Genomic DNA, 10,643 nt, shown 5'->3' on the forward strand with positions numbered 1-10,643 from the left:
ACTCACTCCCGATCACCTCTTTCGTTCGTGATTCGTTCTCGTTCTGGCGACGTTTCATCCTGTAGGGAATAGGAAATTTCCTACGGTCTCCGGATTTTCCGGTAGACACCCGGATTGCCGCGGGCCTAGCCCGATCTAAGCAGATTGAAGGGGGCGTGGATGAAGAAAGCGATTTTGGCCGGTGTGGCGGCGATCGTGATTGCGGCGGGCGCCTGGTACTGGTTCTCGCCCCAGTTCGCGATGCAGGGCCTTAAGGACGCCGCGCTGGCCGGCGACAAGGACGAACTGCGCGAGCGAGTAGATTTCCCCGCGATCCGCGAATCGCTGAAGGCCCAGATGCGGGCGATGATGGTGGCGGAAATGGCGAAGGAGAAGGACAACCCCTTCGCGGCCATGGGGATGGCGTTCGCCGGTGCCATCATCGATCCGATGATCGACAGCATGATTTCCCCCGAGGGCATCAAGGTGATGGTCGAGAGCGGCAAGATGAAAAGCCCCGAGAGGCCAGCGGCCGAGCAGACCGAGGGCAGGGAAGCCGACTGGCAAATCGAGCGCCGGGGCGTTGATCGCTTCACCGCCCATCCCAAGGCGAAGGTAGGTGAGAAGGTGCCTACACTCGTCTTCGAGCGAGATGGGCTTGGCTGGGATTTGGTCGATATCGAAATGCCTGCTGCGGCAAGCGCGTCTCCGGACGTGTCATGAGGTTCCGTCAGCTGTCGCTGATTTTGTGACGCAGTTTACCTGGGAGCGCGAGCTTTCTGCACGGCAAGAGCCCCCGCTGTGTGCAGGGGCTCAAACCTGTATTGATGCAATTTACGTGCCGCAGTAAGCGAAGTCGTCAGGGAATTCTCTTGCCGCGCCCAAACAGGAAGCCGAGGACCAACAGGACCGCAGCGACGAGCAGAAGGATCTTGGCGAACTCGGCGGAAAGTCCGGCCACACCGCCAAAGCCGAGCAGCGAAGCGATCAGTGCGATGACGGCGAATATGATGGCCCAACGGAACATGTGGTTTCTCCCTCAACTGCGCCGATGCATTCGGCGAGCTCAGTTTGAGAACCGGCGGCTTACATCTATGTTCCGAAAGGCGCCATCATGCGGCTTGGGGCGGACAGGCGAATGTCTGCTTCGTCGCTCAGTTATCATATAGCCGCCGTTGGCAAAAGTCGGCTAAGGGCGCTCCCGAACGCTCAGCAGCCAATTTCATGCTCTCCATTGCGGCGGCCAACTTTCAGATTTTGGGCAACAATTTTTGCCAGTTTAGACCTGTGAATGTTCTTGGGAGAGGACTCGAAATATCTGCCTGCAGATCAATTGCATATCACATTGATCGGGTTCTCATAATCGATTCACCGGCCGTCGCCCTGTTCGGGGTGAAAACGATAATCTCGTACTTGGTAATATACTGAGTAAACCGGGGTCGTTCGGCGCACAGATATATGCAATTTGACAATTAAATGTGCTTTATATCGCATATGTCCACAAAATAATGGCACTGCATTGTGGAACGATGAAAATAATTTCATCATAAAATATGCAGATGTGCAGGGGGCGTCTTTTACGGATACGGAAATGCTTGGCATTGTAATTTATAATTCCATACCTACATGGTTACAATCGCTTGCATCGAGAACTAAGCGCCAGCGACTGAGAGACCATAGTGCTCCCGCTTACGAGAAGGGGGTGTTGCTATGGATCTCAATCATCAGTACTTCGAGCATCAACTATCGCTCATGCGTGCCAGCGCTGCCGGAACGCGTCTTGCAAAAACGCGCCACCTCGCCGCAGCCAGCGCCACGGCGTACCGGATCAGCAACCATCAGTCCGGGACTGGAGCAGACGCAGCGGATGGCTGGGTAAGAAGCTCGCAGAACCTTGATTTGTGGATTGATCGCGATCTCGGGATAGGATCATGAGCCGTTTGCTGAACATTGATCTCCCCCAGGCAGACGTCCAGCGGCAATGCGCCGAACACCACGTGTCAATCAGTGCAATCGAGCCTCTCCGGAACGGCGGCACTCATCTTGTCTGCGTGAGGCCGGAAGGCGCCGAGGAGATGCGTCGGGTTTTCGCGGGAAACCTGATCGCCGGTATCGTCCGGCGATACCCTTTCTTTCATGCACGAGGGCCGTGGTGATGACGAACGAGTCGTTTTTTAATGCTTTCCCTCGGCACTCGCGGAGTTGAATTCGTCATGACCCATCCGATGCTGCAATTCTCTCTCAGTTCCAACGGCGACCAGTGGTATCTGGCCCGTGGAAACGGGCTCGACAAAACCACGGTGGTGCATGAAGCAAACCGCTCATCAGGCGGCGCCGTCACGAGCATCTCGATAGAGGACTTCCTGCGTGCAAATCCGGAAGCGCCTGAGCGGCAGGACTTTGTGAGACTGGTCGCTGATTTGCTCAGCAACCAGCTTGATGATTTCAAGGCGCGCAAGGACATTCTGCTGATACAACTTCGGGACGCAACCGAAGAGCACGCGGCGAATGCCTTGCTCGGCGCAAAAGTACAACTGCCGCTGACGACGCCTTATGAAGCTTTAGAGTTCTTCAATTGCATGGTGGACGTGGTGACGGGTCAGCGCGCAATTGAGGTAGGGGAAGATGCCCATCGCATCCGCCCCGGTTTTGGCAGCACTCACGGGTAGCCTCGACGAGCAGGAACCAGAGACGCCGACCAGAATACGAAATAGGCACCGATCAATGGTACCAGGGCCATCCTATGCCATCTCAACCGGTATTTATCATTGGCTGGTCCATGAGCGACCCGATTGCGCGAGTGTCCGCTCCTGGGAATCCAGAAGGACGCGCTAAACAGCGACAATGGGCGCATTGCCGACCTTACTCCAAAGGCCCGTGGCGCTACGCTATCGACAAGCCTGCCGAAACCAGCCATCGAATGCGCTTCTAGATGGGGGGGCAATAGAGTGGGAAGTCGGGGCGGGATCGTGATGAGCTTCTTTGGTGCCGTGTTCCTCGCGTTGACGCTTGCGTGGCAATTGCATGTTTCGGGACTGGCACTTATCCTGCCATTTCTGATTTTCGCGATTATCGGAACTGCCGCGTGGCAGGTGATCCGCCAACCTGGCGGCGGAAGCGCTCTATCCGAGAAGGCGAAACGCATCCTGATGTGGTCCAGCATCGGCGAAGGCATTGGCATTTTCATCGCCATGAACATCGTCATAAACATGGATCGTCCGGAGTGGCGCCCGCCAGCAATGGCGCTCGTGGTAGGCCTGCATTTCTTGCCCATTGCGTACGGGGCCGCTTTTCGAGCCTTTTACATTTTGGGAGCGGTGCTGATCGCCGTCGCCTTGGTCGGGTTCGTATTGCCGACGCCTTATGGAGGTGAATTCGCTGGCGTTGCAGCAGCCCTATGTCTCTGGGTGACGTCGGCGATCTCGGTGCTTCGGGATAAGCGGAAGCTCCCATATAGGGTACCGGCAACGCGATGAGCGTGACAAACTGCACTGATATGCTCGGTCATCCTGCGCATCCCGAAATCTTGCATCTGCCTACGCGCAGGTACTTGATGTGATAGTGAATGAAGTGGCCTTACATTCGGTACACGAAGTCAATTCGCTTAGTACCCATCTGCGGCCAAGACTAGTTCAAACTCTTGTGCAGAATGAAGCCTACCGTGTTGCGGATGAGGAACCACCTCGCGAGTTCCTCGAAGCGATCTGTCTTACGCAACTCGTCGATGCGCGACTGGATGACTGGCCCGACCATCTCGCCGTACTCCTCAATCATGTCTACGGCAATTCTGAGGCATTCCTGATCGTCGGGCAATTCCATAGCTTGACCCTATGACACCGCTCAAGTCCCGCAATCATGGCATTATGCCGACACGATTTCCAGCCTGAGATCGGTTCTTAATCCGCCCCCTTTGTCCAGGCGATGGGACACTTCTGAAACGAGCCACGTCGTCCCATCGATGCCCATCTTGAAGCCGACCACCTCGGCCCGCGCTTCCGGGTAGACATCGGGCCGGCCGAGTGCGAGCGTCATGTCAAACGTCGCTGGCGCTCGCTGCAGACGGGACGTCTCAGCCGCTGCCGCGCGTTCTGCGGAGGCCTTGTCCGGATAGACCTTGCGCAGCTTCTTGGCGCCCTCGGCCTTGCCCATCGTCACTGTCTGCCGCTTTGCCGCCTTGCGATCATGCCAGCTGGCCGTCACGCCTTCCTGCCCATCCCGCTTCTGCCGCTGCCAGTTGTGGCGGTCGCCATCGCGCCGGCGGATGTTGAGGGCGGGCAGCGCCGCGCCAGTGCTAGTCTGCCCGGCACCCTTGGGAGCGAAGATCAGGTGCTTGTCCTTGATCGTGGCGACCGCGTCATTTTCGCGCCCCAGGCGGCGCAGGAATGCGATGTCGCTCTCGCGGCTCTGTGCCAGCGTCGGCAGCGCGATCGACGCCAGGGCGGGCGCTATGCGGGCGGTGAGACCGTTACGGCCCGCCACCTCCTGCAACACGGCGCCGAGAGTGGTGTCCTTCCAGCATCGCGAGCGCCGATTGCGGATCTCGCTGGTAAAGTCGGCGGCCCGGGCGCGGATGGTGATCTGATCGGGCGGGCCGCTGTGGCTGACGTCGTCCACCTTGAAGCTGCCCTTGTCGATCAGACCCGGCGTCACGTCACGCCCCTGCAGCCAGCCCAGCTGCAGGCGCAGCACGGCGCCTTCAGGCGGGATGGCCAGCATGCCGTCGTGATCACTCAGCACGATGTCCAGCTGATCGGCCTCGTCGCCGCGCTTTTCGGAGAGGGTGAGCGAGACGAGGCGGGGACGGATACGGTCGGACAGGTCGACGCCGTCCATGGTGACGCGCCAGTCGGCGATGTTGTTGACGGCTCTGCTCATGGAGCGACCGGGGCGCTGGTGACGGCGGCGGGATCATCGACGCCGAGCAGATCGATGCCGAAGTCGATCCGGCGCGGGGTGCCGTCGGCCATCAGGTGGACCTGCCGCTCGTCGATCGCGGTGATGACGAAGTTGCCGTAGACCCGGCCGCTGCCGGCGACGAGCGGCCACGCTTCGCCCTGGTCCGCCATGGCGCGCAGATCCTCTAGCGAGACGACGCCGTTCGACAGTTCGGTGTAGACGGCGCCGGACAGGGTGACCGTCTCGTCGCCGGGGCCGACGAACTGCGTGGCATCGCGCGCGCCGATGCGCGGGGCGCGGGCGTGGCGCCAGTCCATCTTGTGCTGCAGTTCCTCGAACGGAAGCGAGCCGAGTTCGAACAGGAACATGCCAAGGGCCATCAGGTGCATGGTTCAATCTCCTCTATCGTTGAAGCTGCGGCCAAGTTCCTCGCGCTCGATATCCCTGATCACTCGCCGCACCTCCTCGGCAATGTCCTGCGCGCTTGCCCCGGCGCCGACGTTGATGTTGATGTGATAGGTGTTGCCCCCCATTGCCGAGGTTCCGGGTGCCCGGGCGGGGGCCTGCGCGGCGGCGGGCGCCATGCTGGTGGCCGCGATGGCGCCTGCGCCGGCGCCGACAGCGAGCGCGCGGGTCATCTGGCCCGACAGATCGGTGATGCGCGAGAGCGGCCCCGAGGTGTTGGCGGCAAGGCCCTGATCGAGCCCGGCCATGACGAAGCCGCCGAGCCCGGCGAAGACGCGCGAGGGCGAATGGATGCCCAGCTTCTCCTTGAACCAGGTCGCCACCGAAGTGGCGGCGCCGACGATCGTCGACTTGAGCGCGGACAGCTTGCCGACCACGCCGTTGATCAGGCCCTGTATCAGGTTGCGGCCGATCTCGGTGAAGTTGAGACCCCTCAGGAAGGCCAGCGCGGGGGCGAAGGCGCGGATGAGCAGGCCGAGCGGGCTGAAGGCGAGGAAGGCCTTGACGATGAAGCCCAGCGCGCTGGCGAGCATTGCCTTGATGCCTTCCCACAGGTTGCCGAACCATGTCGTGATCGCGCCCCAGTTGGCGTAGATCAGGTAGGCGGCGGCGGCGACGGCGGCGATGGCCGCGACGATCAGCAGCAGCGGGCCGAGCGCGATGCCGAGCGGCGCGGCGGCGGCGGTGAGCGCGGCGAAGGCCAGCGCCAGCCCGCCGAGGAGGACGAGGAGCCCGGCGCCGACGCCGAGGAAGATCATGATGCCCTTGGCCAGCATCGGGTTTTCCTGCGCCCATCCGCGCATGGCGCTGGCAGCGGACTTCACGTAGCCGGCGACCTTCACCACGGTCGGCAGCAGCGCCTTGCCCATGGTGATGTTGAGGCCGGAGAGGGCATTGGTGGCAAGCCCGGTGGCGCCCTCGGTAGTGGCGATGCGGTTGAGGAACTCGCCGTGCATCGAGCCGGCGGTCTGGCTGGCATCGCCGACCAGCGCCAGGCGCTGCCTGAGCCCGTCGAGGTTGGTGAGCATCGGCGCAATGGCGGCGACGCTTTCCGAGCCGAACAGCTGGGTCAGGATCCCGGACTGCTTGTCCGCATCCAGCTTGCCGATGCGCTCCATGACGTCGGTGATCGCGCCGGTGGCATCGGTCTGCATGCGCTTGGCCACATCGGTGGCGCTGAGGCCGAGGGCATCGAAGGCGGCCTGCTGGCCTTTGGTGGCGGCCTCGCCCTTGGTCAGCGCCAGCATCGTGTTCTTGATGCCGGTGGCGGCGACTTCGCTCGGGATGCCGATCGAATCGAGGGTAGAGCCGAGCGCGGCGATCTCGGGCGCGGCGAGGCCGGCGACCTTGCCCAGCGGGCCGATGCGCGTGATGATGTCGGTGACGTTCGCCGCCTTGCCGCCGAAGCGATTGGTCAGCGCGTTGACCCCATCACCGAGCGCGCGCACGCCTGCCTGCGGCAGTTCGAAGGCGGTGCGCCACTTCGCCATCGTCTCGCCCGCGATGTCCGCGGTCATGTCGAAGGCGACGCCCATCTCGGCCGCGTCGCTGGTGAACTCGAGCAGCTGCTGACGCTGGTCGCGCAGCGGCCTGCCGAACTTGTCCATGCCGACACCGGCGGCGCCCGCAGCGGCGGCGATCGTCGCGAGCTCGTTGGCCGCCATCGGGATGGTCTCGCTCATGTCGAGGATGTCGTTCGACATCCGCTCGACCTGGGGCGCGGTCATGTTGGTGACCTTGGAGACGTCGGCCATGGCGCTTTCCAGCGTCATCGCCTGCTTCACCGCCATTGCGACGGGCGCGCCGGCGGCGGTGCCCGCAGCGATCATGCCAAGCCCGGCGCCGGTGGCCTTGCCGCTGAGATCGTTCAGCTTCTGCGAGTTGCGGTTGGCCTGGTTGACCTTTTCCAGCTGCGCGGTCTGCACCCGCAGGGCGCGGTTGGCCTCGGCGGTCTTCTCGGACAGGCGGTCTTCGTGCCGGGCGAGATCGGCGACGTCGATCCCGGCGGCCGAGAGTTTCGCGGACAGCTGCTGTAGCTCGGCGCCGCCGGCATCGAGGCGGGTGGCGAGCGTAGCGGCCTGCTTCTCGGCGCGCTCGAACTCGGCGCGCAGTTTCTTCGTCGGCTTCTCCGTCGCCTCCAGCTGGGCGCGCAGCTGGGCGAGTTTCGCCTGCTGGTCCTGATAAGCGCGGGTATCTCCGGCGAAGCGGGATTCGGCGGACTTGTAGCTGCCGACCTGCTTCTGCAGCTTGTCGAGGTGCTGCAGTTCATCGGCCGTCTTCGCCAGATCGCGGCGCGCGGCGGACGACGCGCCGGTGATCGACTTGAGGGGCGCGGTCAGCTTGTCGAGCCCCTGAAGGATGACCTGAAGCCGAAGGTTCCTGTCCGCCATTTACGTCTTTCCGGTTTTGGGGGGCTGCGATCGGCGCGCGGCCTGTGCGCGCCAGGACATGAGTTCGGACAGGTCCATCCCGTCCATGGCGTCTGGCGACCAGTGGAAGACGATCGCCAGATCGGCCATCGCGTCGTCTACTGATCGAGGGCATCCGTGCGCTGCGACTTCTGCAGCAAAAAACTGCCGATCTCCGCGCCGCAGGCAAGCAGGTCGGCCGTTTCCATGTTGCCCACCTCGACCTCGGTGATGGTGGGCATGGAGATGCGTGGCAGGATCTTGATCAGGGCATCGACTTTCAGCTGGCCGAGATCGACGAGCGAGAGACCGCGCAGTTCGCCCGAGCGGGGCTTGCGCAGCTGCAGGGTGTCGATGGTCTGGGCGCCGCGCACGATCGGCGTGTCGAGCGCAACGGTGCGCAGGACCGGGGCGGTGGAAGCGGCGGCAAGGGCAATGGTGGAAGCGTCGGTCATGGAACTCTCCGGGTCTCAGGAAACAGGCAGGCGACCCGGCGCTTGGCCGGGCCGTTGGGTCACGAATGCGGGATCAGAAGATGCCGAGGAGCGCGCGGCGCTCGGCCAGGCGGTCGATGCCATCGACCACCTCGATCATGTTGAGAGGGTCGATCTCGATCTCGACGCGGCCATTCCAGACGAGCTTGTAGTAGGCGACGGCCATGGTGGTGGTGAACTCGCTGGCCTCGCCCACTTCCTGATCGCCCATCTCGATTTCGGTGAAGCGACCGCGCACGATGACCTCGACATGGTCGATGTCGGCGGTGTCGTCCTGCTGATAGTTGCCCGCGAAGCGGATGTAGACGCCGTCGATCGTGGGCGTGCCCCACTGGCGCAGGATCTGGCGCATGGGGCCGCCGCAAGTGAGGCCAAGTTCCATGGCCTCCATGCCCATGTCCATCTGCACTTCGCCGCTCATCCCCGCGCCGCGATAGCCTTCGGTCTTGCGGGTCAGGGTGGGCAGGGTCACGGTCTTGGCATCGCCCTGATAGGCGAGGCCTTCGTTGAACATCATCATGTCCTTGAGGGTGCGGGGCATTCCCATGGCGGGCTCCTGAGATCGGGAAGGGAGAGGGTGGCGGGCGCCGGTCAGGCGCCCGCGATCAGACGTGCGCGGTCAGACGTCTTCCGACAGCTGCGCCGAGAAGTCGGCGAAGTAGCTGTCGGTGATGCGCTGGTTGAAGCCGAGGTCTTCGAGCGGCGGCGGCACGGTGTAGTCGTAGTCGATGCGCAGCTTGCCCGCTTTGAGCGCGGACACATCGTTCTGCGCCTCGTCGAACCAGGCATTGGCGCCAAGGATCACGCCGCCGGCTTTCAGCTGGCGGAACAGGCCGTTGATGGTCTCGATGATGTCCTTGGCGAGGCTGGGGGTCAGCGGCTTGTCGATGGCCCAGAGCATGCCGTTCACGATCGTGTCGGCAAGCAGCTGGGCGACGCGCACGGTGCTTTCGAAGACGAAGGGGCTGTCGGCCTCGGCCGTGGTGCGGTTGCCCCAGAAGCGATAGCCGGTATCGGTGCGAACGAGGGCGGTCACCTCGGCGGCATTGAGCACACCAGCCTCGCTCGACTGATCCTCGATGTCCCAGTGGATGTCCTTGGTCAAGCCGACGACGCCAGAAACCGCGACGTTGGACAGCGTTTTGTGGGGGCCGGTCTGGGTATCGACCAGCGCGCGCAGGCCCATGGCGCGGGCGGCGGCGTAGCTGGTGACGGCGGCGCTGGTGGCGGTATCCCAGGCGAGGAAGTCGGGCATCAGCAGCATCAGTTCGCGCGTGCTGAAATTAGCGCGGTAGAGAGCGGCGGCGGCCACCGTCTCGCCGATCGCGCGGGCATAGGCGAAGCCGCGCAGTTTCTGCGCGACGACGGCGAGCGCAGCGGTGACCGCCTGCGTTTCGAGGCCGGGGGTGCCGAGGATCTTCGGCTTCACGCCCAGCTGCGCCTGGGCCGCCAGCAGTGCCTGCATGCCGGTCTTGTGCCCATTGGCATCGGTCGTGCCGATGACGTTGCTGGCGGTCTCGGCCGCATCAGCGCCTTCCTCGACGCGCACGACGACGAGGATGGGGCGGGTCTGGTCGGCGATGGCGCGCAGCGCCTTGGCCAGCGTGCCGGTGACGCCGGCGCTGCCGATCGCGGTCTCGATGTCGGTGATGAGGGCGGGCCGGTCGAGCGGGAACACGGCGGCGCTGGCATCGCCGGCAGTGGCGACCAGGCCGATGATGGCGGTAGAGACTGCCGTCAGCGTGCGGGCGCCTTCGACGATCTCGGTGACGGTGATTCCGTGCTTGAAGGGCATGAGCGTTCCTTGGGCTTAGAGAGAGAGGGCGAAGCGGGTGCGGGCCGTGGCGGGCGCGGTGTCGGTGCGATCGGCTTCGATGTTGAGGGTGGCGGCGCCGGGGCGAGCGCCGGCGACAAGCGTGACCCGGCGCAGGCGCAGGCGATCTTCCCAGCGGGTGATGGCGAGCGCCGAGGCGGCGTAAATCCGCAGGATGTTCGGCCCGGTCATGGGCTGGTCGATCAGGTCCGGGAGCAGCGAGCCATATTCACGGCGGCCGACGCGCGTGCCGATCGGCGTGCCGAGGATGTCGGCCACCGATTCCCGGATGCTGTCGATGCCGTCGATGACCGTGCCGGCGCTGCGGGACATGCCGGCCATCAGACGGGCGTCCCGGACTGCGCGCCGCCGGCAGTGACGCCGGTGTGCTTGTGGTTCTTGAGGCTGATGCCGCCGCCGATGACGTCTTCGGACGCTTCGGCCTTGCCGGTGATCGAGAGGTTGCCGTTGATGGTGACGTCGCCGGTGATGGTAGCGCCGCCGGGGGCGACGAGCGTCGCGGTGCCGCCTTTCGGCAGGACGATGTGCAGCGAGTGGGCGGTGTGGTCGTAGCCGATGACGGCGCCG

Annotated in this window: 14 protein-coding genes and 1 pseudogene; 4 read left to right on the forward strand and 11 right to left on the reverse strand. The window is 63.6% G+C overall.

Translation table 11 applies throughout. The annotated features are described in order from the left end of the window. Window positions 1–159: 159 nt before the first annotated feature. Window positions 160–702, forward strand: a complete 543-nt coding sequence (locus tag VMR39_RS01385) for a DUF2939 domain-containing protein (RefSeq protein WP_325413613.1) — start codon at window positions 160–162, stop codon at window positions 700–702. A 136-nt stretch (window positions 703–838) separates the two neighbouring features. Here the strand turns inward: VMR39_RS01385 and VMR39_RS01390 are convergent, their stop codons facing one another. Further along, window positions 839–1,006 (reverse strand): DUF1328 domain-containing protein, encoded by a 168-nt coding sequence (locus VMR39_RS01390; RefSeq protein WP_325413615.1) that lies wholly within the window; start codon window positions 1,004–1,006, stop codon window positions 839–841. Between the two features lie 683 nt (window positions 1,007–1,689). On the opposite strand from VMR39_RS01390, the gene VMR39_RS01395 reads away from it, so the two are divergent. From VMR39_RS01395 to VMR39_RS01405, 3 genes are all read left to right on the forward strand, one after another. Further along, complete coding sequence (locus VMR39_RS01395; RefSeq protein ID WP_325413617.1) at window positions 1,690–1,914, forward strand: hypothetical protein; 225 nt, start codon at window positions 1,690–1,692, stop codon at window positions 1,912–1,914. A gap of 278 nt (window positions 1,915–2,192) precedes the next feature. After that, a complete protein-coding gene (locus VMR39_RS01400; RefSeq protein WP_325413619.1) occupies window positions 2,193–2,648 on the forward strand; it encodes a hypothetical protein in 456 nt (151 codons plus the stop codon). A gap of 303 nt (window positions 2,649–2,951) precedes the next feature. Next, a complete protein-coding gene (locus VMR39_RS01405) occupies window positions 2,952–3,455 on the forward strand; it encodes a hypothetical protein (protein WP_325413620.1) in 504 nt (167 codons plus the stop codon). A 151-nt stretch (window positions 3,456–3,606) separates the two neighbouring features. Here VMR39_RS01405 and VMR39_RS01410 read toward each other — a convergent pair whose 3' ends face one another. From VMR39_RS01410 to VMR39_RS01455, 10 genes and pseudogenes are all read right to left on the reverse strand, one after another. Further along, a complete protein-coding gene (locus VMR39_RS01410; protein WP_325413622.1) occupies window positions 3,607–3,798 on the reverse strand; it encodes a hypothetical protein in 192 nt (63 codons plus the stop codon). Between the two features lie 42 nt (window positions 3,799–3,840). Next, window positions 3,841–4,854, reverse strand: a complete 1,014-nt coding sequence (locus VMR39_RS01415; protein WP_325413623.1) for a contractile injection system protein, VgrG/Pvc8 family — start codon at window positions 4,852–4,854, stop codon at window positions 3,841–3,843. Continuing rightward, window positions 4,851–5,264: a phage tail protein gene (locus VMR39_RS01420; protein ID WP_325413625.1), complete on the reverse strand. Its 414-nt coding sequence runs from the start codon at window positions 5,262–5,264 to the stop codon at window positions 4,851–4,853. Before VMR39_RS01420 ends, VMR39_RS01415 begins: the two co-directional genes overlap by 4 nt. 3 nt (window positions 5,265–5,267) lie before the next feature. Further along, entirely contained in the window at window positions 5,268–7,730 is a 2,463-nt protein-coding gene (locus tag VMR39_RS01425) for a phage tail tape measure protein (protein WP_325413627.1), read from the reverse strand. Further along, window positions 7,731–7,859, reverse strand: coding sequence for a GpE family phage tail protein (locus tag VMR39_RS01430; RefSeq protein ID WP_325413628.1), 129 nt, complete (start codon window positions 7,857–7,859; stop codon window positions 7,731–7,733). An 8-nt stretch (window positions 7,860–7,867) separates the two neighbouring features. After that, complete coding sequence (locus tag VMR39_RS01435) at window positions 7,868–8,203, reverse strand: phage tail assembly protein (RefSeq protein WP_325413630.1); 336 nt, start codon at window positions 8,201–8,203, stop codon at window positions 7,868–7,870. 73 nt (window positions 8,204–8,276) lie between these two features. Next, entirely contained in the window at window positions 8,277–8,789 is a 513-nt protein-coding gene (locus tag VMR39_RS01440; RefSeq protein ID WP_325413632.1) for a phage major tail tube protein, read from the reverse strand. A gap of 72 nt (window positions 8,790–8,861) precedes the next feature. Then, the gene (locus VMR39_RS01445; protein ID WP_325413634.1) at window positions 8,862–10,037 is read right to left on the reverse strand and encodes a phage tail sheath subtilisin-like domain-containing protein; all 1,176 of its coding nucleotides are present in this window, start codon (window positions 10,035–10,037) and stop codon (window positions 8,862–8,864) included. A gap of 15 nt (window positions 10,038–10,052) precedes the next feature. Then, window positions 10,053–10,388: a GPW/gp25 family protein gene (locus VMR39_RS01450; protein WP_325413636.1), complete on the reverse strand. Its 336-nt coding sequence runs from the start codon at window positions 10,386–10,388 to the stop codon at window positions 10,053–10,055. 8 nt (window positions 10,389–10,396) lie between these two features. Further along, window positions 10,397–10,643 (reverse strand): annotated as a pseudogene (locus VMR39_RS01455) (phage baseplate assembly protein V); the annotation flags it as partial.

This window comes from Sphingobium sp. (genome assembly GCF_035511395.1).
GTDB lineage: Bacteria > Pseudomonadota > Alphaproteobacteria > Sphingomonadales > Sphingomonadaceae > Sphingobium.

Excerpts from the sequence above, each read along its gene's own strand:
- VMR39_RS01440 (WP_325413632.1), bottom strand. The coding sequence starts at position 8,789 with ATGGGAATGCCCCGCACCCTCAAGGACATGATGATGTTCAACGAAGGC.
- VMR39_RS01420 (WP_325413625.1), bottom strand. The coding sequence starts at position 5,264 with ATGCACCTGATGGCCCTTGGCATGTTCCTGTTCGAACTCGGCTCGCTT.
- VMR39_RS01410 (WP_325413622.1), bottom strand. The coding sequence starts at position 3,798 with ATGGAATTGCCCGACGATCAGGAATGCCTCAGAATTGCCGTAGACATG.
- VMR39_RS01445 (WP_325413634.1), bottom strand. The coding sequence starts at position 10,037 with ATGCCCTTCAAGCACGGAATCACCGTCACCGAGATCGTCGAAGGCGCC.
- VMR39_RS01435 (WP_325413630.1), bottom strand. The coding sequence starts at position 8,203 with ATGACCGACGCTTCCACCATTGCCCTTGCCGCCGCTTCCACCGCCCCG.
- VMR39_RS01395 (WP_325413617.1), top strand. The coding sequence starts at position 1,690 with ATGGATCTCAATCATCAGTACTTCGAGCATCAACTATCGCTCATGCGT.
- VMR39_RS01385 (WP_325413613.1), top strand. The coding sequence starts at position 160 with ATGAAGAAAGCGATTTTGGCCGGTGTGGCGGCGATCGTGATTGCGGCG.
- VMR39_RS01450 (WP_325413636.1), bottom strand. The coding sequence starts at position 10,388 with ATGTCCCGCAGCGCCGGCACGGTCATCGACGGCATCGACAGCATCCGG.
- VMR39_RS01390 (WP_325413615.1), bottom strand. The coding sequence starts at position 1,006 with ATGTTCCGTTGGGCCATCATATTCGCCGTCATCGCACTGATCGCTTCG.
- VMR39_RS01405 (WP_325413620.1), top strand. The coding sequence starts at position 2,952 with ATGAGCTTCTTTGGTGCCGTGTTCCTCGCGTTGACGCTTGCGTGGCAA.
- VMR39_RS01415 (WP_325413623.1), bottom strand. The coding sequence starts at position 4,854 with ATGAGCAGAGCCGTCAACAACATCGCCGACTGGCGCGTCACCATGGAC.
- VMR39_RS01400 (WP_325413619.1), top strand. The coding sequence starts at position 2,193 with ATGACCCATCCGATGCTGCAATTCTCTCTCAGTTCCAACGGCGACCAG.
- VMR39_RS01425 (WP_325413627.1), bottom strand. The coding sequence starts at position 7,730 with ATGGCGGACAGGAACCTTCGGCTTCAGGTCATCCTTCAGGGGCTCGAC.
- VMR39_RS01430 (WP_325413628.1), bottom strand. The coding sequence starts at position 7,859 with ATGGCCGATCTGGCGATCGTCTTCCACTGGTCGCCAGACGCCATGGAC.